Annotated in this window: 28 protein-coding genes; 16 read left to right on the forward strand and 12 right to left on the reverse strand. The window is 53.9% G+C overall.

What is annotated here, in order from left to right:
- Nucleotides 1-63: 63 nt before the first annotated feature.
- The 5 genes from HMPREF2554_RS10155 to HMPREF2554_RS10175 all read right to left on the reverse strand — a co-directional run bounded on the left by HMPREF2554_RS10155 (nucleotide 64) and on the right by HMPREF2554_RS10175 (nucleotide 6,132).
- Nucleotides 64-300, reverse strand: a complete 237-nt coding sequence (locus HMPREF2554_RS10155) for a hypothetical protein (RefSeq protein ID WP_013398007.1) — start codon at nucleotides 298-300, stop codon at nucleotides 64-66.
- 1,267 nt (nucleotides 301-1,567) lie between these two features.
- Complete coding sequence (locus HMPREF2554_RS10160; protein ID WP_004005800.1) at nucleotides 1,568-2,701, reverse strand: acetate/propionate family kinase; 1,134 nt, start codon at nucleotides 2,699-2,701, stop codon at nucleotides 1,568-1,570.
- Between the two features lie 138 nt (nucleotides 2,702-2,839).
- Entirely contained in the window at nucleotides 2,840-3,931 is a 1,092-nt protein-coding gene (locus HMPREF2554_RS10165; RefSeq protein ID WP_070555127.1) for a diacylglycerol/lipid kinase family protein, read from the reverse strand.
- Nucleotides 3,932-4,418: 487 nt separating this feature from the next.
- Nucleotides 4,419-5,201 (reverse strand): ABC transporter permease, encoded by a 783-nt coding sequence (locus HMPREF2554_RS10170; RefSeq protein ID WP_070450632.1) that lies wholly within the window; start codon nucleotides 5,199-5,201, stop codon nucleotides 4,419-4,421.
- Nucleotides 5,191-6,132, reverse strand: coding sequence for an ABC transporter ATP-binding protein (locus tag HMPREF2554_RS10175; protein ID WP_070555132.1), 942 nt, complete (start codon nucleotides 6,130-6,132; stop codon nucleotides 5,191-5,193). The genes HMPREF2554_RS10170 and HMPREF2554_RS10175 overlap by 11 nt, the downstream gene beginning before the upstream one ends.
- A 763-nt stretch (nucleotides 6,133-6,895) precedes the next feature.
- Here HMPREF2554_RS10175 and HMPREF2554_RS11360 point away from each other — a divergent pair.
- Nucleotides 6,896-7,024, forward strand: coding sequence for a cell division protein FtsL (locus tag HMPREF2554_RS11360; RefSeq protein ID WP_080513857.1), 129 nt, complete (start codon nucleotides 6,896-6,898; stop codon nucleotides 7,022-7,024).
- 179 nt (nucleotides 7,025-7,203) lie between these two features.
- On the opposite strand, the gene serS is transcribed toward HMPREF2554_RS11360, so the two are convergent.
- A complete protein-coding gene (serS, locus tag HMPREF2554_RS10180; RefSeq protein ID WP_070555136.1) occupies nucleotides 7,204-8,505 on the reverse strand; it encodes a serine--tRNA ligase in 1,302 nt (433 codons plus the stop codon).
- A 112-nt stretch (nucleotides 8,506-8,617) separates the two neighbouring features.
- A complete protein-coding gene (pheA, locus tag HMPREF2554_RS10185; protein ID WP_070555480.1) occupies nucleotides 8,618-9,583 on the reverse strand; it encodes a prephenate dehydratase in 966 nt (321 codons plus the stop codon).
- 140 nt (nucleotides 9,584-9,723) lie between these two features.
- On the opposite strand from pheA, the gene HMPREF2554_RS10190 reads away from it, so the two are divergent.
- A complete protein-coding gene (locus HMPREF2554_RS10190) occupies nucleotides 9,724-10,653 on the forward strand; it encodes a hypothetical protein (RefSeq protein ID WP_070555139.1) in 930 nt (309 codons plus the stop codon).
- A 136-nt stretch (nucleotides 10,654-10,789) separates the two neighbouring features.
- Here HMPREF2554_RS10190 and HMPREF2554_RS10195 read toward each other — a convergent pair whose 3' ends face one another.
- Complete coding sequence (locus tag HMPREF2554_RS10195) at nucleotides 10,790-11,653, reverse strand: spermidine synthase (RefSeq protein WP_070555142.1); 864 nt, start codon at nucleotides 11,651-11,653, stop codon at nucleotides 10,790-10,792.
- A 275-nt stretch (nucleotides 11,654-11,928) separates the two neighbouring features.
- Nucleotides 11,929-12,249, reverse strand: a complete 321-nt coding sequence (locus HMPREF2554_RS10200; protein WP_013398021.1) for a thiamine-binding protein — start codon at nucleotides 12,247-12,249, stop codon at nucleotides 11,929-11,931.
- Between the two features lie 406 nt (nucleotides 12,250-12,655).
- On the opposite strand from HMPREF2554_RS10200, the gene pta reads away from it, so the two are divergent.
- On the forward strand, nucleotides 12,656-14,749 hold the full coding sequence (gene pta / locus HMPREF2554_RS10205) for a phosphate acetyltransferase (RefSeq protein ID WP_070555145.1): 2,094 nt from the start codon (nucleotides 12,656-12,658) through the stop codon (nucleotides 14,747-14,749).
- A 104-nt stretch (nucleotides 14,750-14,853) separates the two neighbouring features.
- On the opposite strand, the gene HMPREF2554_RS10210 is transcribed toward pta, so the two are convergent.
- Together HMPREF2554_RS10210 and HMPREF2554_RS10215 are read right to left on the reverse strand one after the other, a co-directional pair.
- Nucleotides 14,854-15,207: a HepT-like ribonuclease domain-containing protein gene (locus HMPREF2554_RS10210; RefSeq protein ID WP_070555148.1), complete on the reverse strand. Its 354-nt coding sequence runs from the start codon at nucleotides 15,205-15,207 to the stop codon at nucleotides 14,854-14,856.
- Nucleotides 15,204-15,506 (reverse strand): nucleotidyltransferase family protein, encoded by a 303-nt coding sequence (locus HMPREF2554_RS10215; RefSeq protein WP_070555151.1) that lies wholly within the window; start codon nucleotides 15,504-15,506, stop codon nucleotides 15,204-15,206. The genes HMPREF2554_RS10210 and HMPREF2554_RS10215 overlap by 4 nt, the downstream gene beginning before the upstream one ends.
- Nucleotides 15,507-15,574: 68 nt before the next feature.
- Here HMPREF2554_RS10215 and HMPREF2554_RS10220 point away from each other — a divergent pair, with 68 nt between their 5' ends.
- The 13 genes from HMPREF2554_RS10220 to HMPREF2554_RS10280 all read left to right on the forward strand — a co-directional run bounded on the left by HMPREF2554_RS10220 (nucleotide 15,575) and on the right by HMPREF2554_RS10280 (nucleotide 25,865).
- Nucleotides 15,575-15,898 carry a metal-sensitive transcriptional regulator gene (locus HMPREF2554_RS10220; protein WP_070555154.1) on the forward strand — a complete coding sequence of 108 codons (324 nt, stop codon included), beginning with the start codon at nucleotides 15,575-15,577 and terminating at the stop codon, nucleotides 15,896-15,898.
- A gap of 57 nt (nucleotides 15,899-15,955) precedes the next feature.
- Nucleotides 15,956-16,171 carry a heavy-metal-associated domain-containing protein gene (locus HMPREF2554_RS10225; RefSeq protein ID WP_004005811.1) on the forward strand — a complete coding sequence of 72 codons (216 nt, stop codon included), beginning with the start codon at nucleotides 15,956-15,958 and terminating at the stop codon, nucleotides 16,169-16,171.
- A gap of 2 nt (nucleotides 16,172-16,173) precedes the next feature.
- Nucleotides 16,174-16,611, forward strand: coding sequence for a hypothetical protein (locus HMPREF2554_RS10230; protein ID WP_070555157.1), 438 nt, complete (start codon nucleotides 16,174-16,176; stop codon nucleotides 16,609-16,611).
- Between the two features lie 89 nt (nucleotides 16,612-16,700).
- On the forward strand, nucleotides 16,701-19,100 hold the full coding sequence (locus tag HMPREF2554_RS10235; protein WP_070555160.1) for a heavy metal translocating P-type ATPase: 2,400 nt from the start codon (nucleotides 16,701-16,703) through the stop codon (nucleotides 19,098-19,100).
- 170 nt (nucleotides 19,101-19,270) lie between these two features.
- Nucleotides 19,271-19,963, forward strand: a complete 693-nt coding sequence (locus HMPREF2554_RS10240) for an O-methyltransferase (RefSeq protein ID WP_070555163.1) — start codon at nucleotides 19,271-19,273, stop codon at nucleotides 19,961-19,963.
- Nucleotides 19,964-20,036: 73 nt separating this feature from the next.
- Nucleotides 20,037-20,465 carry a DUF2703 domain-containing protein gene (locus HMPREF2554_RS10245; RefSeq protein WP_006888341.1) on the forward strand — a complete coding sequence of 143 codons (429 nt, stop codon included), beginning with the start codon at nucleotides 20,037-20,039 and terminating at the stop codon, nucleotides 20,463-20,465.
- A gap of 132 nt (nucleotides 20,466-20,597) precedes the next feature.
- Complete coding sequence (locus tag HMPREF2554_RS10250) at nucleotides 20,598-21,257, forward strand: NAD(P)H-dependent oxidoreductase (protein ID WP_070555168.1); 660 nt, start codon at nucleotides 20,598-20,600, stop codon at nucleotides 21,255-21,257.
- Between the two features lie 451 nt (nucleotides 21,258-21,708).
- Nucleotides 21,709-23,100: an MFS transporter gene (locus HMPREF2554_RS10255; protein ID WP_070555172.1), complete on the forward strand. Its 1,392-nt coding sequence runs from the start codon at nucleotides 21,709-21,711 to the stop codon at nucleotides 23,098-23,100.
- On the forward strand, nucleotides 23,090-23,608 hold the full coding sequence (locus tag HMPREF2554_RS10260) for a PadR family transcriptional regulator (RefSeq protein WP_070555176.1): 519 nt from the start codon (nucleotides 23,090-23,092) through the stop codon (nucleotides 23,606-23,608). The genes HMPREF2554_RS10255 and HMPREF2554_RS10260 overlap by 11 nt, the downstream gene beginning before the upstream one ends.
- 167 nt (nucleotides 23,609-23,775) lie before the next feature.
- The gene (locus HMPREF2554_RS10265; protein WP_070555180.1) at nucleotides 23,776-24,504 is read left to right on the forward strand and encodes a nitroreductase family protein; all 729 of its coding nucleotides are present in this window, start codon (nucleotides 23,776-23,778) and stop codon (nucleotides 24,502-24,504) included.
- Between the two features lie 32 nt (nucleotides 24,505-24,536).
- Nucleotides 24,537-25,109 (forward strand): DJ-1/PfpI family protein, encoded by a 573-nt coding sequence (locus HMPREF2554_RS10270; protein ID WP_070555183.1) that lies wholly within the window; start codon nucleotides 24,537-24,539, stop codon nucleotides 25,107-25,109.
- Between the two features lie 54 nt (nucleotides 25,110-25,163).
- A complete protein-coding gene (locus tag HMPREF2554_RS10275) occupies nucleotides 25,164-25,313 on the forward strand; it encodes a cytochrome-c oxidase (RefSeq protein ID WP_070555187.1) in 150 nt (49 codons plus the stop codon).
- Between the two features lie 117 nt (nucleotides 25,314-25,430).
- The gene (locus tag HMPREF2554_RS10280) at nucleotides 25,431-25,865 is read left to right on the forward strand and encodes a hypothetical protein (protein ID WP_070555190.1); all 435 of its coding nucleotides are present in this window, start codon (nucleotides 25,431-25,433) and stop codon (nucleotides 25,863-25,865) included.
- Between the two features lie 198 nt (nucleotides 25,866-26,063).
- On the opposite strand, the gene HMPREF2554_RS10285 is transcribed toward HMPREF2554_RS10280, so the two are convergent.
- Nucleotides 26,064-26,402, reverse strand: coding sequence for a hypothetical protein (locus HMPREF2554_RS10285; protein WP_041321618.1), 339 nt, complete (start codon nucleotides 26,400-26,402; stop codon nucleotides 26,064-26,066).
- Nucleotides 26,403-26,776: the final 374 nt, after the last annotated feature.

Consider the following 26,776-nt stretch of genomic DNA (forward strand, 5'->3'; position numbering starts at 1 on the left):
TTTTCTGTGTGGTGAAGAGTGGTTAGGCGGTTGGAGTGTTACACCCCTAATGAATAACCCTCCTTAATCCTCCTTTGACCTATTGGCGTTACGTATAGTCTCGTGCGCTCGTGAGCTATCGGAGTTTTTATTGAAGAGAGCCCAGATAAGCGAAATGAGGCCGATTACTGCGAATACGAGACCGACTTTCGCGGGGTCTACTACACCCCATGAAATATTCTGCATGGTTAGCCAGGCTACTCCGCCTACGAGAATTGAGATGATGCTCCAGAAAATTTCTTTCGATTTTTCGGTTTTCATGATGCCTACCTTCCTTATGAAAAAGCTTTCATTCTTAAATATAAATATAGGGGTAAGGAAAACATTTGTATATTGTCCGTTTGTAGGAACGTCTACATCCGAACGGAGGAGCTGACCATTCCTATCTCAGAGATAACCTCTTCAGCTAGGGGCTGAATTGCGTTTTGCCGTTCAACCACGTTTGCTGTAGTGGGCAGGTCTCCCCGTAGTGGATGTGAACTAGCATGCCCAGCAACCCACCACTTTTTGAATCCGTTAGCTCGTTTGGTCTGGGAGTCGACTGGAATCTTTTGATCACTACCCTTAACACCGATTGGGCAGGTGAACGGAAGTCCTGGATTTCCGACGAAGGCTCCGTGTATGTCCCTCCCCTAGAATTTACACCTCGTATTCCTTACACAAAATCCTGATAATGTTTTCGCTATAAATAATTTACATACTTTAGGCGAATAAAATATATTTATTGCTGCACCTAGCAAGTATTTACCTTTCCACTATTTTTATCATAAAGAAAAAGGATGCCGCCATGAAAAATCATGACGGCATCCAAACTATACACATAAAACACCCTATACACATGTGTACAGTTCTAGCACGGATTTAGAAGGCACCAATCCCTATAAGATACCTTCGTGTGCAACGAGTCCCTTCAGAGAACCTGAAGGCTTACAGAAAGCTCAAACCCCTGTTATTCCGCGGAATTATACTCATGAAACGTACAAGGTTTCATGGGAGGAACATACCGCGAGGGTTTTTCACACCGGAGGCCGCGAACATACATGCCCAAAGTCCTGCGACCCCAATTTTCTGCACCTCGTTGTATATGTCATCTAAGTGAGTGATAGATGTGATATACCTGTGCCAGTTTTGATACAAAGAATGCCAGCATTTCCCCACACAACCACGAATAGAGAATGCACACTATTCTTTGTATCTATTAGTTCATCTGCACAAAGCATTCTGAACCAAAACAACTATAGCAAATTTTATGCCGTTAAGTAATTTAAATAATTACTAAAATAATGTGTCAAATATTATTTAGATATAAAGTTCAACATTCCCTCGCCTTACGCTTATTCTTGATGCCCTGACCCTAGAGTTTTTGTCACCCAAAGCCGCGTATACGCTTTCGTGCCAGCCTTGTGCCCGGCGCTCTGCCGCCCATGCTAGAAAGGCTCTTGAACGCGAATAAAGCACAGAAAATCTCGCTTATTCACGATCAAGAGCCTTTAGCAGCATCCCCGAAGGGAAGAAGTAGAAGATACTGCTACGCGACGAGCTCCTCGGTAGCCTCAGCGATCGCTTTCTCCTCGTTGGTGGGGATGACGAACACGGCGATGCTCGAATCCTCGGTCGAGATCAAGCGCGGTTCGGGGGAACGCTTCATGTTCTCTTCCTCGTTGTAGCGAATGCCCAACGGCGCCAGGCGGTCCAGCACCAGTTTGCGGAAGTCGCCGGAATTTTCGCCAATACCCGCGGTGAAAATAAGCGCCTGCGCGCCACCAACCACCAGGTTGTAGCCGCCGATGTACTTCATCAGGCGGTATGCGGTCATGTCCAGAGCCAACTGTGCGCGTTCGTCGCCCGACTGCGCAGACTCCACCACCTTACGCATATCGTTGGAACCCGCCAGCGCCAGCAAACCAGATTCCTTGTTGAGAATGGTATCCAGGCGTTCCGCATCGATCTCGGGGTCGCGGGTGAGAATCGTGGTCAGCGCAGAGGGGTCAATATCGCCCGAACGGGTACCCATCACCAGACCAGCCAGCGGGGTATAGCCCATCGACGTATCCACGGACTTTCCACCCTTCACAGCGGTCACGGATGCACCATTGCCCAGGTGCGCCACCACACCGTTAAATTCGTCGCGGGCAATACCGAGCATATCTGCGGCAACATGAGAGACGTATTCATGGCTGGTACCGTGGAAGCCGTAGCGGCGAATACTGTACTTATCAGCCAGGTCATAAGGAATAGCGTAACGCCAAGCATGCTCGGGCATGGTCGAGTGGAACGCGGTATCGAACACGGCAACCTGCGGCAGGTCTGGCCACGTGTGGAAAGCAGCACGCATACCCTTTACGTGCGCGGGGTTGTGCAGAGGCGCAAGCGGTGAGAGCGCATCGATCTCGTCGATAACCTGCTCGTTGAGCAGCACGGGGTGGGTAAATTTCTCGGCACCCTGCACCACGCGGTGACCGATAGCCTGCAGCTGACGGCCGTGCAGCACGCCTTCGAGTTTCTCAGCCATCATGTGCAGAGCGACTTCGTGGTCGGGAACGTCAGTGCCGATATTTTCGATGAGCCCTGAGGTAATCATTTGCTCGGCTTCAGGCGCAGAGGTGTCGCGCACCTGGTATTTGAGGGATGAGGAACCCGCGTTCACAACGAGGATAAGCATGAACTTCTCTTCTTTCTTGAAACAAACTTTCATCTCATTCTCGCACTAAAAAGGTGTTTAAAGCGAGATAACCGGTGAAGACACCACACCAAAGAAGGTTAAGCCACATAAACACAGGCGCTCGGGCGAGCCGAGGTTCTAATTTGCGAGCGCATCCGGGTGCACATTCACGCTGAGAGCGCTCGGCACGATGCGCGCCTGCAGCTTGATCGCCGAGGGCGCTAAATCGCCGTCGACTTCAATAGGCTGTGCCCCCGAAAGCATGTCCAGTGAGACCCGATGCCCCACATAATGGCGCATGACCGGCAGAGAGACGCGCGATGAACCGGGCAGGGCGCGGCGGACCACTTTGGCAGCCAGCTGCCCCCATTCCAGGACGGTACGCGGCGATATGATGATCACTTCGAGGTTGCCGTCATTAACCTCGGTAATATCGGTCAGCTGCAGTCCGCCCTGCAGCCGCCCGCAATTGGCGATGAGCACCGAACGCGCACGTGCTTCGAAAGGTTCATCGTCGTCGAGCTGTATTCTGACCTTGTGGGAGTGCCCGAAGATATGGTTCAGCCCGCTGTGCACATAGGCTAGCCAACCGATACGAGCTTTAAGGTCTTCGTTGGCGTCGTTCATGACGAGCGCATCAAACCCCGCGCCGCTCATCACGTAGAACATGTGGTTGGTAACGTCGCCTTCGGCAGATTCGGCGCTCATGTCGATAGCATCGACCAGCTGGTGCGTTCCGTTGAGCGCAATGTTAATGCAGGCGGCTATATCGGTGATAGGCAGACGCAGGTTGCGTGCCAGCAGGTTGCCTGTCCCCAGCGGAATAATACCGAGCGTGACGTCTTTGCCCCGACTCCTGGCTTCTTGAATGGCGGCGGCGACCGCGCGCACGGTTCCGTCCCCGCCGACCGCGAGCAGGGTATCGGCGCCCCGGTCGATCAGATCGCGAGCAGCCTGGGTGCCGGGTTCGTCGATACGAGTGGTACTCGCGAGGGCGGGTTTCCAACCGTTGGCGACCACGGTACGTTCCAGAATATTAACTACCGCGTGGGTGCTCGACTTGCTGGGGTTATACACAATACCGACGTGCCGCTCTTGAGCGACGGGCAGAGTACTCCAGATTCCGAGGGGCGTAACGATGCGCTGCGCATGCTTGCGAACACGCCGAGCAACCGCCGTGAGAGTCGCTGCCGCGGCGGATGCACCAACAAGGTTCCGAAAAAGGGACATATCTTTAGAGTACCGGGTGCAGCGATATTGAGTTCGCCAACACTAACGAAAAGCGCAGGTTTTAGAGAATCACCCAAATATTTATTGGGTAAAGGTAATACTGCCCTCTTCGCAGGGTGAGTCCGCAGCACGCAATAGTAGATACATCCCTGCGTTGACTCCCGGGGCGGAGAGGGGGTGGGAAGGATGTCTTTCTATGAATTCATAGAAACGACCCAAGCAATCCTGGTAAGTCTCATCCTTACCAATGGATCAGCTCAGGCTGTTTCATGCACCGTTGATGCGCTTAAGGTTATCGTTCGTAACCTGAAGTAACATCACCCCACAGGAGAGGTTCGGGTGTTGAGAGCGCTCGAACCTCTCTGCACTTTAAGGTGAATTATCTACAGTGCTTTTCACCTTAGTAACACCCCCATGCTAGCACACCGGCTTTGCCACCGTACTTCCGTCGTTGATGGGGTCCCCCGCACGATTGAGAGGGCAGGAACTAGACCCTGTGTGTATCCTTACTCAAGCACCAGGCTGCACCCGCCACAAAAATCACCAGCCACGCCACCAGGTTCACCAAAGCCCAAGGATCCCATTCCACCCCCACAGGCAAACGAGCCAAAACACCTAACCCGTACGACGGCAGCCAATGCGCAATATCCTGAAGCGCCTGAGGAAAAAGGGACAGCGGAAGAAGCAACCCACCAAATGAAGAGAACACAGAGATAATAAGATTAATAAGCGTTTGCGCACTATCAGCGGACATAAAATAGCCCACAAAAATACCAAACGCAGCAAAAGCAGAACTTCCAGCAATAATAATGAGTGACGACTGCGCCGCCTGCCACGCATCCAAAGGCATACCCGTCACAAGCCCCAGAACCATCATCACCACAACAGCGATAGCACCCAGCAACATAGACGAGATCACCTTCGTAATAACGTACCCTAAAGGCCGAAACGGCGTCAGCGCAAGGGCACGCGACCACCCCTGAGCACGCTCAATCGGAATAGCAGCACCGGCAGCCGAACTAGAGACAATAGCAGCATAGGCGCTGATCCCGATCATATAGTAGGTCCCGGTATTCACCGCCCCTTCCAGGCTGTCACGCTGCGGGTAGGCGAGCATAAAGAAGAACATAACAGGAAGCAAAATAGCCAGGATAAAGACCCGCAAATTACGGAATTTCCTGCGCAGCTCCAACAGAACAACAGTGCTATTAATCCACACGGGACGCACCTGAGAAAGACTCGCCGCCTGGGCACTAGTGTTATTTGGCATTCTTGCGCTCTCCTTCAGAATCGGTCTCGGTCAGTAACACAAACGCATCATCTAAGGAAGACGATGTGATCTCCAGGTTCTTAGCGAACCCACCAGCAAGCAGATGCGAAGCAACAGCGTCCGCATCAGCAGCAGAGATTTCCAGGCGAATACCGTGCAACGATACTGCACTCACACCATCAAGAGCACGAAGCTGCGCAAGACGCTCCTCAATTTGCTCAGACGTCCACGCATCATTGACCGTCGCACGCAAAGTAGAACCCCGCGCATAAGACCTGATCTCAGCAGGAGTCCCATCCGCTACCACATGCCCCTGATTAATGACCACCACACGATCAGCAAACTCATCAACCTCAGCCAAATAATGAGTCGCAAACAAAACAGCACGCTGATGATCCCCCGACTGAGTCACCGACGCCCAAAAATCACGGCGACCCTGCACATCCATACCAGCCGTGGGCTCATCAAGAATCAAAAAATCCGGGTCAGTCAACAACGCAATAGCAAAACGAAGACGCTGCTTCTGCCCACCAGAACATTTCTGCACAAGCGTCTTAGCATTACCCTCAAGCCCGGCCTGAGCCAGAACAGCAGAAACATTCTTAAGCTTGCCATACAAAGACGCCATATACTGCACGGTCTCTTTAACCGTCAAATCAGGAAGCAAACCACCATCCTGCTGCACAGCAGCAACACGCCCCGCCTTAACAGCACGCTGCGGAGTCGCCCCAAAAACCTCAACCGACCCAGCATACGGTTTAGTCAAACCCAAAATAATATCAACCGCAGTACTTTTCCCCGCACCATTCGGCCCCAAAAGAGCAACAATCTCACCAGGATTAACCGTCAGATCAAGACCATGCAAAACAGTAGTACTACCAAACTTCTGAACAACATCACGCATCACCACCGGAGGCGAAGAATACACCATCAACAGTTCCTTTCAAGAGCTATAAAGGCTGAATACATCTGTGTTATCACATACGAATACGCACAAAGGTAGTTACACCCATAAAAGAATAGTTTTATTACTTTTACTGCTGAAGAGGTGAATGAACAGAAATAGAAATAATGTGTAGAAGTCTCAGATGCGTACTTAAACACACATATCAACAATACACTCAATATCATTCTATATGAACCCTGTTAAGTGAATGTGTAGACCGTATTTTCGAGCTTCTGCTTATATTTGTTGTGTAAAGTTAATACTGCCCTCTTCCCGGGGTACGCACGCGCCACGCATATCAAAGTGAAATCCCTGCGCGTTGATTCTTGGGGCAGAGAGGTGGTGTGGTTAGGATGTCTTTCTATGAATTCATAGAAACGACCCAGGCGATTCTCGTGAGCTTCATCCTCACGGACGGATCATCCTGGGTCGTGTCAGCCATCTATGATTACGTCAAGAACCTACTGGAAATCTTGAAGTAGTCCCCACCTGGGGCTCGGAAGTTCCCGCTTCTGAGCCCCTTCTTTGTGTGAGAAAAGATGACTTTGCATATCAAAGTAATATCATCATGCTATCACACCGCCATAGCTGCTTTATCAACCTCTTATACCCACCGATTTAGGCGAAATCCACCACATACTTCTTAGGTAAAGTTAATACTGCCCTCTTCCCGGGGTGCGCCGCAGCACATCCATTTCAGTAAATCCCTGCGGTCGACTCTTGGGGCAGAGGGGAGGTGAGTAGAGCCATGACGTTCTTCGAACTCATGGAAACAGCCCAAGCGATCCTGGTAAGTCTCATCCTTACCGATGGATCAGCTCAGGCTGTTTTGCATGCTCTTGATGCTCTCAAGGTTGTTATCCGCAACCTGAAGTAGTATCAACTCGCAAGGAGGGGTTCGGTCGTTGCAAGCCGCCGAGCCTCTCCGCTACATACATAAAGTATGTAGCTTTCCATTTCAGTAATGTTTTCATGCTAGCACACCGTACTTCCGCCGTCGGCAGGTTTCCCGCACGACAAAACAGCAGATTTAACAGCTCGGCGAAGCACCCGTTTTTACACCACAGGAATAACCTCAGCGCCGCCCATATACGGACGCAGCGCCTCAGGAATACGCACCGAGCCGTCAGGCTGCTGGTGGGTCTCCAGAATCGCCACAACCCAACGGGTAGTTGCCAAGGTACCGTTGAGGGTTGCGACCGCGCGGGTGCGCCCCTTACGCACATTGCCCGCATCGTCCACGGTGTCTGCGGTGCGTTCGCGTATGTTTAGGCGGCGTGCCTGGTAGGTGGTGCAGTTCGAGGTCGAGGTCAGCTCGCGGTAGGTGCCCTGGGTGGGAACCCACGCCTCACAGTCGAACTTGCGTGCGGCAGAGGTGCCCAAATCCCCTGCGGCGGTATCAATCACGCGATACGCAAGACCGCACTTTTGCAGCATTTCTTCTTCGAGGGCACGCATCTGCTCGTGTATTTCTTCCGCCTGTTCCACCTGGCAGTAGACAAACATTTCGGCCTTGTTGAACTGGTGCACGCGAATAATACCGCGGGTATCTTTACCGGCGGCACCGGCTTCACGGCGGTAGCAGGATGACCAGCCCAAGTACTTCTTGGGTCCGTCGCTAAGGTCGAGTATTTCGTCCATATGGTAGCCCGCAAGCGCCACCTCCGAGGTGCCGACCAGGTACAGGTCGTCACGTTCAAGGCGGTATATTTCGTCGTCGTGTTTGACGTTGAACCCGGTTCCGTTCATGATTTCGGGGCGCACGAGGGTGGGGGTTGTCATCATGGTGAAGCCGTTGGCTGTTGCCAGATCGAGCGCCATCCACATGAGCGCCTGTTCCAGACGGGCAACCTGCCCTTTGAGGAAGTAGAAGCGCGAGCCGGATACCTTGGCGCCGCGTGCCATGTCGATGCCGCCGACGAGTTCGCCTATTTCCAGGTGGTCGCGCGGTTCAAAACCTTCTGCGGTGAAATCGCGGGGGGTGCCGACTTCTTTGAGCACCACAAAGTCGTCTTCGCCGCCGGTGGGTACACCGTCGATAATCAGGTTTTCGATGGAGCTTAGCAGCTCTTCATATTCGGCGGTTTTCGCCTCAGATGCCGCTTTCGCATTTGCCACGTGGGCGGCGAGTTCTTTCGCCTGCGCTACGAGAGCGGGTTTCTCTTCCTTGGGCGCCTTCGCCACCTGTTTACCGAAGGCATTCTGTTCGGCGCGCAGGTTCTCGTAGGTGCCGATCGAGGCGCGGCGTGCGGCATCCGCCTCAAGAATACGGTCTACATGCGCTTCGTCTTTGCCGCGTGCTCGCTGGGAGGCGCGGAAAATCTCGGGGTTTTCGCGGAGGAGGTTAATATCAATCACATATCAATAGTACCCAGTCGCCCCCAGCCGTAAAAAGAACCTTGATATGAATAAAGTGTTGAAAACCCTCTGTATTCATCACGAGCGTTTTTATACGATCGCGGGGGGCGGTTTAGCGTTTCAGATGCGCCGGTCGCCCACCCGGGAAGAGCGATTCCACCCAGGCGTGGGCAGCATCGAACGAATTCTCGGAGTGGATGCGCGGCGCAACGGTGGGCTGCCGGTCGGCGCGCGGGTACGATCCCAGGTATTTAATGCCGGGTGCTATGCGGTGCAGGCCGCGCAGGGCGTCGCGCATTCGAGCCTCATAAATATGCCCGTCTGCGTCCACGCTGAACATATAGGATCCCATCTGCCTTCCGGTGGGGCGCGATTCGATGCGTGAGAGGTTCACGCCGCGCGAAGCGAACTGTTCGAGCAGTTCCAGGAGCGCACCCGAACGGTTTTCGGGAGTGCCCTCTCGATTTTCGGGCAGAGGGATCGTGAGCGTCGTCTTATCGGCACCGGTAGGCTCTGGAATATCCGCGGTGCTGCTGATAAGCACAAACCGGGTGACGGCGTTTTTGTTATCGCCAATGTCCTCGGCAAGCACATGCAGGTCGGGGTGGGTTGCCAAAAGCGCTGGCGAACAAATTGCGGCATCATACGCACAGGAAGGGTCAAGCAGGCCCACGGCTGCTGCCGCGGTGGAGGAACCGGGCAGGTATTCGGCGGTGGGGATGGTCGCATCCGCCCATTGCCGCACCTGAGCCCAGGCGTGCGAGTGGGTTGAAACGGTTTTGATGTCTTCCAAAGCGAGTGGACGCGCCGCGACCAGCACGAACCTGATAGGTACCAGCACCTCGCGGATAATGCGCATTCCTTCGGAAGCCGCGATCGCATCAAGAGTAGCGCTCACCCCGCCTTCGACCGAGTTCTCAATGGGCACCATGGCGGCATCCACATCGCCACTGCGAAGACGTTCGAGCGCATTAGGCACGCTGGTGGCGGGAATGCGTTCGGCACCGACCGCGCCGGGCACGGAAAGCAGGGCGGATTCGGTGAAGGTGCCTGAGGGTCCAAGGTAGGTGTATCGCATGGGTTCAATCTTAGCGCGAGGTGGGTTCAGTGCCGCCACAAGCTCGCAGGATGAGACGTTATTTAACACAAGGTTGATCTCTATGACGCATATCGTCTTCGTGCGCTGAGTGGTGTTCATGTCGTGCCATACTTGAGGATATGTCACCCAACTTCACGCTTCTTGATCAGCTTTATACCCAGGAAAGGCTGCTTAATTCCGGGTATACCCGCACCACAATGCGGCGTAAACTACGCACAAAAGAGCTGGTCAGCGTGCTTCAAGGGGTGTATATTGCCGCATCGGCCTGGGATTCCTTCACGCCTTCTCTTCAGGTTTTGGCACGCCACACCGCGCTGGCACTGCGTGACTCTACATGCGTGTTTTGCCTGTCTTCAGCGGCATTTCTATACGGTCTGCCGCTTCTGCATGTGCCGCAGAATTTGCATGTGCTCGCCGGATATTCGGTGCGAGGGGCGGCGTCGGATGGCATTCTGGAGTATACAAACAATGAAACCCCGGCGCAGGTGACGGTCTTACGCCCGAATTTTCGGGTTACCGAGCTCTCGCAGACCCTCCTGGATTGTGCCCGCACACTTCCCGTTCTTGAAGGATGCGCCCTCGTCGATGCCGCGCTGCACCGTCGAATGCTTGGCCCCGAAGAGATCTTGCCGCGTTTGCAGGCGAGTCAAAATTCGGCGGCCACCCATATTGCCACGCATGCGGATGCGCGCAGCGGCTCGCTCTTAGAAAGCGTGGCGCGCCTTCAGTTGGTTGAGATGGGTCTTCCCGCGCCCGTGCATCGGCTGGATTTTGAAGCATATTTGTTGGGGACTTCGGATGCGCATACCTCGAACCGCACCTCGGACTATGCGGGTGTGTACCGCATGTTACGCACCCGGCAGGCGAGTTTCGTGTGGCTCGAACAGCGGGTGGGTCTTGCAATGGTGTCCTCCGACGCCGCGCTTCCTCACGCGGATGCACCGACCCCCGAAGGTTGGCATATGGTTCAGGTTCGGTGGGAAGATTTTTATCCTTCATCGCGAGTGCTTCGCGAGAAACTGCATCCTTATTTTCCGCAGCTTGGGTAAGTGCTTTTTGGGCACATAAAATATATTCCAATATAGGAATATAAGGTATTTGACTAGTATAAATAAAAATTTTTGCCGATATATGCCATATTCCCGATCAGGCATATAGCAGGTATCAGGGTTAGACAAATGCGGTTTATGCACCCTTCCGGGCGAAGGCCCGAACCTTCTCAGTATCCCAATATTGGGCAGGTACTCCCCCACCCATGAGGACACGAGAAATAGACGCCGCCTCGGCGCTTCCAAGCTGCGGAAGCGGAACATGTGAACCCGCCAGAATAATATTTCCGCGCCGCCTTCCTTTGAGCATTGCGGAATCGGCCACAATACTCACGTATTCAAACACCTCAAGCAAGGCGGCGGCTTCGGCGCGGGCGGCATTAAGCGTGCGGTCATCGCCGCAGTTGAGAATATACAGCCCACCGGGCCCCAGAGAGTTATCAACCGTCCGCACGAAATCCACGCCTGTAAGTTCCGCCGGAGTTTTATCTACCGCGAATACATCGCGAATAACTACATCGCGCGATGCCGGTGCAAACGAGCGAGTGACGGTACCCGCATCACCCACCCGAATTTTTACGCGCGGCGACTTAGGAATATCGAACCAGTCACGCACATATTCGGCCAGCTTGGCATCAAGCTCCACAACGGTATTGCGTGAACTTGGGTATACATCCGCGCAATAGCGCGCTAGGGAACACGCCCCGCCGCCCAGATGGGTGATACGCAGTTTTTCGGGGTTAAGGTGAGTCTGAATATGCGAGTCGAGAACCGCAGCAATCCAGCGCATGTACTCAAAATCGAGCATGCGCGGCTGCCCCACTATCACATGCGAAGACTGCACACCGTTGATGAGCAGAAGCCAACCATCAGCGTGGTAACCATCGGGCACAAGCTCAGCCTCACCGGTCGAAATGGGGTAAACACCGGCAACCGCACCTGTTTTGTTCGGATGCTCGACGCGGCGTGAAGCAACGCTGCGGTTTTTCTTTTTCGCCATGCACATAAGCCTACGCTAGGTTCGGGCAACAGGCAGGAATTCGAGTCCTAAACCGCGAACCTGCCTGTCGCTGCTCGAGCTACTGCGTCAGCCGTATATGCCGAATCTGGAATACAGTTGAGTGTTCCTGCGGCACACGCATTTCAACGGCTAGGAGTACCTTCACAAGAATGTAAGCACCACCCGTTACGCACGTATTAGAGCATCGCCACGATAGCCGTTAATTCTATATGCCACATACAACATATAGCCTTGTCGAGCCAGTATTCCGATGCTTATTTACCCGATTCCATCTGATCTATAGCGGCGTTGAGACGCTGCACCTTACCCTCAATTTCGCCATGATCGTGACCGGGGCGAATATCGGCCTTGACCACCAGCGAGACGCGCGGGGCACGTTTCGTCACCGCCTCGGTAGCGCGTTTAATAACATCCATGCACTCATCCCAGTCGCCCTCAATCGTGGTGAACATGGGCCCGGTTTGATGCGGCAGACCGGAAGAACGAACGATGGATACGGCCTCGGCAACCGCATCGTGAACAGAACCGTCGGCGGAACCCCCGCCCGTGGGAGCTACAGAAAATGCAAACAACATATTTCAATCGTAGATTCTCACACGAAAAATCTACAGGGGGCCGATACGCTCCCTGGGGACTTTCGCTGAAAGTACAAGAATTTTGCATAATCCTGCGTGAAAGCGACGTTTGATAGGGCGAGATATTTGATTGTGTGTTTAGTGCATGAAAGCATGCTTTTCACCACAAAATATTTCTCAAACCCCACCTAAAACCATATTGACCGCGAAAATAAGCACCAAAAACACACCATGATGCAGTCTTCAATTCCCCTCGCACCGCAACAAAAGGTTTGCCCGACTCTCAACCCCGATAAGATAGAAAGGACAAGACAAACTCGACGAGAGTCGCCGCATCCGGCGCATCCAACGTACGTACCGGATTGTTAGCGCGCCCCCGCCGAACGTTCAACGCCAAAGGAGCACTATGACCACCGGCATTTATCTCTCGGCGATGACTCAGGACTCAGGCAAATCCCTGATCGCCCTGGGCCTCGCAGATTCCCTTGTGAAGCGCGCCGATCGAGTAGGCTTTTTCCGACCCATTTTCAAGGGCGAAACTGCCAGCGATGACCCCATGATTCGCCTGATGAAAGAGCACTTTAACCTCTCTGACGAGCAGGTGGGCGGCGCAGTATCGCTCACCGAGGCACTAGAGCTCATTGCGGAGGGCAACACCGAAGAAATTTCGGCCCGCGCGGTTTCCGCCTATGAAGAAATTGCCGCCCACAGCGATGTTGTGATCGTGGACGGCATATACCTGACCGCCCAGAACGCACTCGCCGTCGAGTTCGATCTCAACGCCCAGGTGTCCCGCGATTTAGGCCTGCCCGTGATCGCTATCGTGGGTGCGAACGAGGCATCCCTCGAAGAAGCAACCAACGCCGTAGAGGTTGCACGTTCCGAGCTTAAGGCAGCCAAGGTTGATCTGTTCTCGATTATCGTCAACCGTGCCGACCCCGAGCTGCGTGAGAGCATTGAGAAGAACGTTAAGCTGGGCGAGCATAAGTTCCCCGTCTACGTTCTGCCCGAAATCGCAGACCTGGGTAAGCCCACCATCGCAGAGGTCGTCGCCGCCCTCAAGCTCGACGGCTCGCACCTGTCGCAGGAAGATCTTGGCCGTGACATTAACGAGATCAAGATCGCTGCAATGACCGTCTCAAACTTCCTCAACCAGTTTGCCGACGGCGACTTTGTGATCGTTCCCGGCGACCGCGCCGATGTTGTGGCCGCGACCCTCGCATCCGCGCTTTCGCCCACATTCCCGGCACCTTCGGGTATGCTGCTCACCGGCGGACTCAACAACCTGCCCGGCAATAACACCGCCGTGGGCAGCCTGCTTGAAAGCGCGCCTTTCCCGGTACTATCGACCGACCGTGACACCTTCAAGTCGGCGCGCGCTGTTTCCCGCGTGCACGGCAGCGTGATCAACGGTCAGGCCCGCAAACTCGCGAGCGCATTCGGCGGCTGGGATGAATACGTGAACCAGGAAGAGCTGCTTTCACGTCTTGAGCTTGAGCGCCCGGCTTCGATGACTCCGCTGCGATTCCTGCACAACCTGATTGAGACCGCTCGTGCGAACCGCCGTTCCGTGGTTCTGCCTGAGGGTTATGATGTGCGTATTCTGCGTGCAGCCGAGATGATTGCGCGCCGCGATTTCTGTGATCTGATTCTGCTGGGTAACCCGGATAAGATCTCGGAAATCTGCCAGGCTGAGGGTATTAACTTGCCTGCCTCGATTCGTATTATCGACATTGCGAATAACGAATACAGTGAGGATTTTGCGGCGACTTATGCTGAGCTGCGTGCGCACAAGGGCATGACTATTGAGGGCGCGCGTGAACGCATGAGCGATCCCTCGTATTTCGGTACGATGCTGGTTTACAAGGGTCTTGCGGATGGTATGGTCTCGGGCGCTATCAATACGACTGCGAACACGATTCGCCCCTCGCTGGAGTTCATTAAGACCCGCCCGGGCACCAAGATTGTGTCTTCGGTGTTCCTGATGCTCATGGAAGACCGCGTGCTGGTGTACGGCGACTGTGCCGTGAACCCGAACCCGAATGCCGAGCAGCTGGCGGATATTGCGAAGGCTTCCGCTGAGACTGCGCGCCAGTTCGGGGTTGATCCGAAGGTGGCTATGCTGTCGTACTCGACCGGTACCTCCGGCTCCGGTGCAGATGTGGATGTGGTGCGTGAGGCAACCGAGATTGTGCGCGCCTCTAACCCGGATTTCGCGGTGGAGGGTCCGATTCAGTACGATGCGGCCTCGAACATGTCGATTGCTTCGACCAAGATGCCCGACAGCCAGGTGGCGGGCCAGGCAACCGTGTTCATCTTCCCCGACCTGAACACCGGCAACAACACCTACAAGGCTGTACAGCAGTCTTCGGGTGCCCCCGCCGTTGGCCCCGTTCTGCAGGGTCTGCGCAAGCCCGTGAACGACCTTTCACGCGGTACCACCGTTGAGGACATCATCAACACGGTGGCGATCACCGCCATCCAGGCGCAGGGGATGTAAGCCGCGGTTAAACACCACGAACGCTTCAGCGAAAACCAGATAAAACCCCGGAGTGCAGCAGTGTTTCTGCGTCCCGGGGTTTTTCTGTTTCAGTCTACGACGGGTTACAGGTCGGGAAGAGATGATGCCTGCAAGGTCTCCAACTCTTGCATCACACCTGATAGGTGCTGTGAAGCTATGCGCCACACAATATCGAGGTCGATATCGCCGTAACCATGAGAGATAACATTACGTAATCCGATCAGGCGGTGCCAGCTCTCACTATGGTGAGCCTGGTAATAATCAGGAAACTGCTGACGAATTTTAGACAGATTCTCGCCCATTTCCTGCAGCCGCATACAAATAGCATCTTGTATAAGCTCTGATTCAAAAAATGCTTCTGCAGACTCTGGGGTGTAACGCTGCACGCGTCTGCCTGCATCAAGCGCCATGATGACGTAAGGGTCTGGAACTTTCACAACGGCAGCTCCGTCAAGTCGGGTTCGATGTAGGGACGAAAAACAGGCTTAATAGAGGTCAGCACATCGACCGGGTACCCTGTAATCTGCTCAAGCTCCTCAGATAACCGCAGTAATACGCCGTAATCTGGGGAGTCTTTCATCTCTACTAAAAAATCAAGATCACTGGTGGGGTTAAGCTCGCCGCGTGCCGCGCTACCGAATAGGTGCGCTTTAACCACCCCATACTTCCGCAGGGTATTGAGCACCGTTTGCTCGTGCGGAAGCGTATAGACCGGTTGAGGGTGTGGTGCACGCATAAAGCCAATATATCAAATCACCTTCACCGCCCCTTGAGATATACCCCCCTAGGGTATACACTGGATCTATGACAAAGCGTAATTCCTCAGCACAGCCACACGGGTACACCCCAAACAAAGAGGCGCATTTGAAGCGCCTGCGCCGCATCGAAGGGCAAGTGCGCGGTATCGCCCGCATGGTCGAGGAAGACAAGTACTGTATTGATGTGCTTACTCAGGTCGCGGCGGTTTCCAAAGCGCTCCATGCAGTCTCACTCAACCTGCTCGAAGAACATATGGGGCATTGCGTCACCAACGCCGCAATTGAATCCGAACGTACAGGTGATGCGACAATAGTTGATGAGAAAATAAAAGAGGCAACCGCCGCCATATCCCGCATGATGCGCAGCTGACACGCGGGCGGCGCATCCACAAGTTTTGTAATTCCAAATTTTCTGGAAGGAACCATCATGGCAATCACCACCGTCAAAGCAACCGGCCTCACCTGCAACCACTGCGCCATGAGCGTGAGTGAAGAAGTCGGTGAGGTTCCGGGCGTCACCGGCGTGAACGTAGACGTGGTCAAAGACGGCGTTTCGACCGTCACCATCGAGCACGAAGGCACCCTCAATACGCAAGCCGTAGCGGACGCCATCGTTGAAGCTGGCTTCACTCCCGCCGTCTAATCATGGCGTATTCTCCGCAGTACCAGGCAATGGCGGTCGGGGCAGTGCGCGCACTCGTAGGCACCGAGAACATTCACCTGACCGAGGCGATTTCCCGCGTGGCACGGCAGATGGGGCTCGACTCCGATCTGCTGGATGCGTGGGTGCGCGACTCCACCCCCTACACGGCGCGCGAGGATCAGCGCGGGCTGAAACGGCGGGGCGCATCGCGTATACATTCCTCACAGGATCATGCGGCGAATACCTCCGCTGACGGCACCGGCGATAATCTGCATCCCGGTGTGCACGGCACTGCATACGACGCCCTCACCCAACGCCGCGCATTCAGGCGTGCTGACGTCACGCGGGTTCGCGGGGTGAACGATCGGGGCGCGAAGCTGACCGGTAAGCGACCGCGCAGCAACCGTGCCGATGGACTGCCGGACGAAGGCGAAGTATAGATCAGGGCGGACTGCGGCAGGCGCATCCGCAGCAGGCAAAGCCCGAAGACAGCACAGCATCGTGAGCATTAAGAACAGAGGCGAAGAACATGGGTAACTCAACTCAAACAGCATCCACCACAACTGAGAACGAGCGTTCTCTTTTCGATTCCTCGGCTAATGGCGGGCAGACGCGCATTATCCACCTGGATGTTCAGGGCATGACATGCGCATCCTGCGTGGGCCGCGTGGAACGCAAACTCCGCAAAATCCCGGGGGTTGATCCCGCCGTGAACCTGCCGCTGGAGTCTGCGCGCGTGATCGTTCCCGCCGATATTACCGATGAGCAGATCATTGAAACGGTCAATAACGCCGGGTATACGGCATCGCTCAAAACCGAGGTTCGCGATGCAGAGTCCGAAGAGAGGACCAACGCGCGCAGCGGGGGCTTGGGGTGGCGCATCGTTGTGGCGTTGTTGCTGGGTGTGCCGATTTTCTTGATTTCGATGTTCCCCACGTTCCAGTTCCCGCACTGGGGCTGGGTGCTTGCGCTTATCACGCTGCCGGTTGCGGTCTATAGCGCCGAGCCGTTTCACCGCGCCGCTCTCACGAACGCACGCCACTTCAGCAGCACGATGGACACGCTGGTTTCTCTCGGTGTGATCGTCGCCTACCTGTATTCACTCGCGCAGCTGTTCATGAACCCCGGGCTGACCGAGCATGTTCACCCCATGCAGGGGGGCATTCTCGGCATGTTCTTGAGCGGTAACCATGCGCCACTGTATTTTGATTCGGCGTCGATGGTGACTTTATTCCTGCTGATCGGGCGGGCAGTTGAGCACCGCACACGAACCCGCTCTTCTGAGGCTCTGCGCACCCTGCTGAGCCTGGGGGCACGCACCGCAACCCTGCTTCGCACCGATAAGCGGGGAACCACGCGCGAGGTGCAGATTCCGGTCGAGGACCTGCTGCCGGGAGACGAATTTCTGGTGCGCCCGGGTGAAAAAATCGCTACCGACGGCACGGTTATTGCAGGGTCTTCCGCCGTGGACGCCTCCCTGCTGACCGGCGAATCGGTGCCCGTCGAGGTTTCAGTGGGCGATGCGGTCACCGGCGCAACCCTGAACACCTCCGGGTCGCTGACGGTGCGCGCAACCCGCGTGGGGTCTGAGACGACGCTCGCGAAAATGGGTGAGCTGGTTGCCGCCGCCCAAGAAACGAAGGCACCCATCGCGCGCCTTGCCGACCGTGTTTCTGCGATTTTCGTGCCAACGATTCTGGTGATTTCGCTCCTGACCCTTATCGGGTGGCTGGTTGTATCGCACGATGTGCCGCGTGCGTTCAATGCGGCAGTTTCGGTGCTGGTGATCGCCTGTCCCTGCGCGCTCGGTCTGGCAACCCCCACGGCACTGCTGGCGGGCACCGGACGCGGCTCGCAGCTGGGCATACTGATTCGCAACGCGCAGGTGCTGGAAACTACGTATGCGGTGAACCGCATCGTGCTGGATAAAACCGGGACCGTCACCGAGGGCACAATGCGCGTGGCGCGCTTTGGAACCTTCGACGATTTCACCGACGTCACGGCCGACAACGCCTCTTCAAAGAGCGAACGTTCTGTATCTATTCTGAGCGATGCCGCAGCTGTGGAGGCGCTGAGCGAGCATCCAATAGCCCATGCTATTGCGCGTTTTGCGACAGAAAACTATGGAGCATTTCTCGGTACCGTTGAGAATTTTGAGGGTGTGCCCGGAGGTGTGCGCGGCGAGCTCGTGCGCACTCGGGACGAGGGGAAGTCCCGCTGCCTGGTGCTGGTGGGCACCCCCGAATACCTGCTGCAGGCGGGCGTTCCCCTCACCGAGAAGCAGCATCAGATGCTTGAGCAAACGCGTTCGGAAGGGCTGACCACCGTGGCTGTGGCTCGCGCGATCGGCACAAAGGACCCCTTGCCTGTCGGGCTCATCGCGCTGGCAGACTCCCCCAAACCCGAGTCGGCGCAGGCCATCACCGAGCTTCACGAACTGGGCTTAGAGCCCGTACTGCTGACCGGTGATGCCCCCGAAGTTGCCCAGGCTATCGCATCCAGCGTGGGGATTAATCCTGAGAACGTCTTCGCGGGGGTCACGCCCGAACGTAAATCTGAGGTTATCGCGCAGCTTCAAGATGAAGGCTACCGGGTGGCGATGGTTGGCGACGGCGTGAACGATGCGCCTGCCCTGGCCCGCGCGGACCTGGGGATGGCGATGGGCTCGGGTACGGATGTTGCGGTGCAGGCTTCGGATATTGTGCTGATGCGCTCGGATATGCGCGCGATCCCCACGTCGCTGCGGCTTTCGCGGGCGACTTTGCACACCATCAAGTCGAATCTGTTCTGGGCGTTCGCATACAACACTATCGCGGTGCCGGTCGCAGCGGCAGGGTTGCTGAACCCGATGATTGCGGGCGCGGCCATGGCGTTCAGTTCGGTGTTTGTGGTGCTAAATTCGATGCGCCTCACCCGATTTGAGCGTTAGCCCAGTCGAGGCGGCGAGTTTCGGCTTTTGTGCGTCTTCGCGCAAATCCCTTGTACTCCCCTGCTGACGCTGGCATGATAAGAGGAATCACATGACCGCACTATTTTCAGAGGTATACCTCTGAATTTTGTGGTGCAGGTAATACGCACCAAAGCACCCGGGAGATTCACATGCCCAAATTAACCCCGCAAATGTTCACATTCCTCAACGACCCACCGGTCGAAGACACACTCTATGACCTCTACGACGCCACGCTCAAGCAGGGCAAGCGCATGTTCATGCATTTTCTGCCAAAAATCCACCAGATTTTAGGCAGGGGGATTGATTGGGAGACCGAGAACGAAGATTTTTATACCGATAAATACATCCCCATAACCCCGCAGCAGGGCGAGTTTCTGTATATGCAGGCGCTGGCGAGCGGCGCGCGGAATATCGTTGAGTTTGGTACGTCCTACGGCATCTCGACGCTGTATCTTGCCGCCGCCGCAAAACGCAATGGCGGGCGCGTAATCACCTGCGAATATGTGCCTCAGAAGGCTGAGGCCGCGCGGAAAAATTTTGAGCGGGCGGGGCTTGCGGACTATATCGAGCTACGCGAAGGCGATGCGCTAAAGACCCTGCAAGACCTGGATTTCAGCCCCGATTTTGTACTTCTCGACGGGTGGCCTGACCTGGTGCATCCCGTCTTTCAGCTGTTGGAGCCGCATCTTGCCGACCGCGCTGTGATTGCCGTAGACGATGTTGAAGGATTTGGTCCGTCTATGGAGGATTACCTCGACTATGTGCGCACCCCCGCCAACGGATACGTCTCAGTAACCATGCACCCGAGCAAGGCCCTGGAATACACCGTAAAAGTGGTGTAAACACTGGCGTGCCCACGCCCCATCCCATCACAACCAAATAGATTATAGTTTCAACAAGGAAAGGTAGTCCCTGATGAAAACTTTACCTATTATCTGGCAGCACCTTGTCAATGCCGAAAAACAAACCTGCTCACGGTGCGGTACAACAGGTGAGGAGCTGCGCAAGGCTTTACAGGTATTGGAAGCTGAGCTCTTGCCTCAGGGTATTCAGCCTCATCTGGAAATCCGTACAATGAGTGAAGAAGAATTCTTGACTCATCCTGAGGAATCCAATCGTATCTGGATTATGGGTGTACCCCTGGAAGATCTAGTGGGTGGGATACAGGGAAGCAGCACCTGCGACGATGTGTGCCACGGTGAACAGTGCCGAACCGTCGAGTCCCAGGGGAAAACATATGATGCAGTTCCAGCCTCTCTGATTGTGCAGGCCGCTCACCGGGCTCTTTCACCCGAAAAACCAGCTGAAGATCGGCGGCGGTTTGTCCAAACGATATGTTGTTAGCCGTAGGAGCACATCTAAAGCACGCTTTGGGCAACGCAGTCAATCACGCTGTGCGAAAAAACCGGCGGGAGGCGCATCCCTGCTCGATATACTAAATTCCGTCATAGAAACCCAGCACAGAAAAGGAAAACCATGATTCTCACTCGTGAACAAGCAATTGAAATTTTCAAGCGTCGCGTTTCTACCCGCTCCTACGACCCCGCCCGTAAGATCAGCGATGAAGACTTCAACACGATCCTTGAGTTTGGGCGCCTCTACCCCAGCTCGGTTGGTTCCGAGCCGTGGAAATTTCTGGTGATACAGAATAAAGAGCTACGTGAGAAGCTCAAGCCTATCGCCTGGGGTATGGCAAACACGCTCGATGACGCCAGCCATGTGGTGATTATTGTGGCGAAGAAGAACGCCCGCTATGATTCCGATTTCCTGCTGCAAGCGCTAGCGAAGCGCAATCTTCCCGAAGACCAGATGCAGATGGCGCTGGATATGTACAAAAACTTCCAGGTGCACGATATGAAGATCGCCGACGACGAGCGTGCCCTTTTCGAGTGGACTAGGAAGAACACTTATATTGCGCTAGGGAATATGCTCACGGGCGCAGCAATGCTCGGCATCGATTCCTGCCCCGTTGAAGGCATGGACTACGATGCGGTCACCCAGCTCCTCACCGAGGAAGGGCTTCTCGACCCCGAGGATTACGGCGTATCCGTTGCCGCAACCTTCGGCTACCGCTCGCGCGAGATCGACCCGAAGCCGCGCAAGCCGCTTGATGAGCTCGTTGTGTGGGCCAAGTAGTCTGCTCTCCCTGAGTTCCCGCGCGGGACTCTTATCTGGGGGGGGTCGGGTTCAGGTACTTAGCAGCCTGCCCGGTCCCCTAATTTACCCGGTTTCTGCACTCACTGGGCGTACCTATGCGCTGGCGCTTCACTAGTGGAATGAGTCGGTGCTACGTTTCGTGTCGCTGGTGCGTGAACACGGAATTTCCCCGCTAACCCCACTTTTGGGGCAGGTTTTCGATGCGCACACGGCCACCAAAGACTGGTTCGCGGAGTAGATTCTCAAAAACGCATTGATATATGGCTCAGGGAGCTTGGTCTTCACAAGGTCAGGCTCCCTATATTTCTATATTTTACGGCGGTTCTGCTGGCTTTTGGCTCATTCATAACCCTTGACGTACCCTCCCCCATAAGACTACTATATAAATTATATTTATATAAATAAAATTTATATAGTAAGGAGTTAAGTCATGGTCCACAGCAATAAACTCACCCTTTTTGCTCTGTGTGTGGGCACTTTCGTTGTCATGTTGGACATGACGATTATGAACATTGCCCTACCCCAGATTCACACGGAGCTCAGCGCTTCGTTCTCCGAACTTTCTTGGGCACTCAACGCTTACACTATTCTCTTTGCAGCTCTCACAATTCCCTTCAGCAAACTCGCCCACAGTACAGGTAAAAAGCGTTTTTACCTTGGAGCATTGTTCATTTTTGCGGTCGGTTCTTTAGTGAGTGGTCTGGCGAATGGCATTCTCCTTCTAGTAGTGGGTCGAGTTCTTCAAAGTCTAGGGGCAGCCGCCATTTTCCCACTCAGCATGGACTTGGCAATCTCCACCCAAGATCCAACCCGCAGGGGCAAAGTCACGCTGACCTTGGGCATGACGCAGGGTTCCGCATCCGCTTTCGGCCCTATTCTGGGAGGCATGATTCTGCAAAGCTGGGGGTGGCGATGGATCTTCCTCATTAATATTCCCGTGGTTCTTCTCTCGTTCGTGCTGATCCAAAAATATATACCAAACACTAAACCCTCAAAAACGGATTCGCGCATCGACTGGTGGGGTGCAGGCATGATGACTGCAGGGCTCTTCTGCCTCACGCTTTTTCTGCTAAACCTCAGGAATACTGGGGTTGCGGCAGAAAGTTTCTTTCTCCTAATGCTCTTCATACTGTTTTTTACCCTTTTTATACGCCAGGAGCGACACACCCCTCATGCGATCGTTGATTTTCGGCTTTTTCACAACAAGAATTTTAAATTAGCCACCACAGGAACTATTCTGGGGCAAATTCTTCTGGTGGGATATATGGTATTGATGCCAACTTTATTTGAAACGATCTTTCACCGAACATCTCTGGAGTCGGCACTACTGGTTACGCCCGCAACTGTCGCAATCTTTGCACTATCTCCTTTTGCAGGGAAAGCTATGAGGAAAATAAAAACCCACCTTTTAGTTGCTTTAGGATTTTTGGTAATGGGACTTGGATATCTCGGCCTTGCATTTCTACAAGCACCCCTGAACTACGGCACCTACATAGCCTGTAGTATATTTGTAGGAGCAGGCTACGGCATACTGGTAGGGCCCATCAGCATGCTATCAACAGCGGACTTTACAGGGAGTGACTTGACTGTTTCACAAGGTGTTATAGGCGTGCTTCGCCAACTTGGAACGGTTCTCGCCACCACAATTTTTATCAGCGGACTTACCACAAACCTTGCCTCAGCCCACACACCTCTGGATTATATTTCCTCATTTACCCGGTTGTATCTCTACGCTTCACCGGCGGCTTTGATCATTGCAGCACTCTTTCTGCTCACCTCGCGAAAATCCGTAAAATTCACGAAAGGCTCTTATGAAAAGTGACGATGTTGTTTTAGGTATACTGCTCGAATCGCCTTCGACTGGATACGAGATTAAACAAAAATTTGAAACCGTTTTTAGTAATTTTTATAACGCTTCTTTCGGCAGTATATACCCAATTCTCCACAAATTAGTTACACACAAAAAAGTGTATGTTAAGCTAGTTCGCCAAGAAGGAAAACCAGATAAAAAAATATATTCCATCACAGAAAAAGGTATCGAATCATTTCAAAACTACCTTCGTACTGAGGTGGAACCCAGGAAAACCAAATGGGATTTTATGGTGCGCATGTATTTTGCTGATAGCCTTCCTGCGTACAAACAACTGGAACTGATCGATCGTGAGATCGCGAAACAGCGTGATGAGCTGGAGCAGCTTCTTCAGCTCCAGAAAAGCATTGACGCCGCAGCGAATGCATTCCAAAAATTCAGTCTGCATCTTGGTATCACGCAGAAAAAGGCCTTTTTGCATGAGCTGAGCACCTTTCGCGAAACGATCTCTGCATCGTAAATTCAGAGTCAACAGGATCCGCAGAGTCAGGCGCAGAATACCTGCGGGGACTAAGACTAGGGCACCCCACATGTGGTACATGCCCTCGCATGCCCCTCACACGCACGCTAGACTGAAGGATAAGGCGCTTTCGCAGAAACCGCACCTACGGAGAGGAAGGTCGCATAATGTCCCTGCTAGATTTGCTGAACCGCCGCCGTTCGGTGCGCCATTACGACGAAAACCAGCCCATTGATGCCGATGTTGTCAAAGAGTGTTTGCAGGCGGCTCAGCTGGCACCCACAAGTTCGAATATGCAGCTGTACGAGCTCTACCACGTGACTGATCCCGCCACCCTGAATAAACTCGCTGCGGCGTGCATGCATCAGCAGGCTGCCAAGACCGCGCAGCAGATGGTGGTATTCGTGACCCGCCAGGATTTGTACCGACGCCGCGCGAAAGCCGCGCTGGAGTTTGAGCGCGGCAATGTTGAGCGTAACAGCCCGGCCGAGAAGCAGGAAGACCGCATCAAGAATTGGGAAATGTACTACACCAAGGCTATGCCGCTCCTGTACGCGCGCTGCTTTGGTCTGCTGGGCGCATCCCGCGCGGCAATGGCGAATTGTGCGGGCCTATTCGTTCCGATGATGCGTGAGGTTTCGGAGCACGATTATCGCGTGGTTGTGCACAAGAGCTGCGGCCTGGTGGCGCAGACGTTTATGCTCGCGATGACCGAGGCGGGGTACGATACCTGCCCGATGGAAGGCTTCGACAGTCACCGCGTGAAGAAACTCCTCAACCTGCCGCGCAATGTCGAGATTAACATGGTGGTCGCCTGCGGTATCCGCAAACCCGGCCACGGCATCTGGGGCGAGCGCTTCCGCCTGCCCTTCGACGAGGTTTACCGTAGGGTTTAGGGACTAGTGAGCTGAGGTTACGAGGAGTTCCCATGAAAACACTTGCTGTCGTCATTCTGGATAAATTCGCCGATTGGGAGCCTGCCCTGCTTACCGCCGGGCTGCAGAGTATCATCGGCGGGTACACAGTGCGGTGGGCCTCCGTCGATCGAGAAGTGAAAACCTCTATGGGCGGGCTGCGGGTGGAGCCCGATATGACGATCGCTGAGATTCCCTCAACTGCGGATGCGGTCATCGTCATCGGCGCGGAAGGCTCATGGCGCACCCTGCCTACCGAAGATTCCCAACAACTCGCCACAATTCTGCGTGATTTCAAGAATGCAGGCAAAGCAGTTGGTGGTATCTGCGACGGCGCATATTTCTTGGCTTCTGCTGGCCTGCTCGACGGACGCAGGCACACGGCTAACAGCTTTGAGGACATCAAGGATTTGCCTGCCTACACGAACCCGCATCAGTACGTGAACACCACGCGCGAGGCTGTGCGCGATAAGAACCTGGTGACCGCCAGCGGGGTGGGATTCATTGATTTCACCTTCGAGATGCTGCATGCTCTCGGCGATATTCCTGACGCCGCCATTGAGCAGTTTGACCAGATGCTGCGATAACTGCCGGGTTCATCTCAACTAGTATATTCACTCCATACAGAATACGGAGGGCGCATGAAACATTCGCACGATTCCACCCCTGACGACTGGTCTTGGCTTGATGAGTTGGGGGAGCTGGACCCGAGTTTTATTGAGGCGATCCAGCAGCTACATGCTGCTCCGATCTACTATCAGAGCCCGGAACGAGCACACGGTGACATATAGCGGTTCCGATTATTTGCACGTCCTTCATTCAGTAAATAATGCGCCTTTGGGTATATTACGTATGTTTCGAGGGTACTTTATAAGGATTTTCATGGTCCCTCAGGAAGGGTGAAGAATATGGATTTTCAGTTTGAGGCCCCGCCCCAGCTGGAGCTCGGACAGCCGATCGGCTACTACAACGAGCGATTCAATAAAGACCTTTACGATTCATCATTTCATGGAAGTGAGCGTTTCAAGGGTCGCGTTACTCTGGGCAATGCCGAACGCGTGGTGGATCTTGGGTTGGCTGAGGGGAAGGTTGTTCTGTTCTCGCTGCAGATCCTGGATGGTGACACCCTCGACGGCGTGAGTCTAGGGTTTTCACCGCGCGAATTTCACGAAAAAATACGCATAGAGGGCCATGACAGTTCTATATTTTCCGAGCGTCTGATTTTCTTTGAAGATTTCCTCACCCTCGGATGCGAAGGTAAAAATATCGAATTTATCGAATGGTGGGACCGCGGATATTGGGATGACTATTCTTTCCTCGAAGAAGCATATCCGAATATATAATCTGCAGAATTATAAAATATTTAAGTTGTGTCGGCATGAACCGCCATAAAATGATCGGTATATATCATCAAGAAAATATTTTTACATTAAATCCTAGGGTCAAAAAATATTCTAAAATTTAAAATAGTTCAGCATCAGTGCGGCCTGCGGCAGATACAATAATTTGCCGCAGACCGCATCTGGATATCAATCTTGCCGCTATCCTCGCGGGGAAGCAGTAATAGCCGGATGATATTCCTCGCCAGCGACCGCCACCTGCGTATGGTTTGATACCAGGTGTTTTGTCACCGTTTCGTTCCCGCACGCCGTTACGGTTTCATACCGGGGCTCCTGGTAGTTAATGGGAGTGTAAAACACATAGATAACACTGTGGCACCACCAGCTAGACCCCGGCCCGTGGACCGTGGCATCAATCTCAGTTCGCGGCGGAACGAGACTTGACGTGCTGGATGCAGCATTCGCCGGAATAGCGGCACCGGCCGCAAGAACCGCGCCTGCAACCCCGGCCACCAGGGTTCGTTTGAATGACTTTTTCATAGCGTATCGCCTCATTTCTTTCTTAATCCTGACAGTTTTGAGTATTTTTTATCCACGGTTCATCAAGGTATGTGCACCACCTCCTCGCATTTAATAATGCAGAAAACCCTGAAAAACAGATATGTAAGATACTTCCTCATGATCACTTATCTGTGAATTCATGGGGTATTTTCAATGTAATTCCAGAACATCTGTCAAAACAACCTTTTTTAGATTTTTGTCAGCCTACTCTCATTCAATTCTGAGGAATTTCCCCGGATTTATTAATAAAACCCCTTCACTCCCATAATGTATTTAAAAATTTACAACAGCATTCACGAATTTATTATTAAAGCGGATGCTCAAGAATAAGATTTTTTATTTATGTACTACAC

The organism is Rothia sp. HMSC071F11, from assembly GCF_001809115.1.
In the GTDB taxonomy this organism is placed as follows: domain Bacteria; phylum Actinomycetota; class Actinomycetes; order Actinomycetales; family Micrococcaceae; genus Rothia; species Rothia dentocariosa.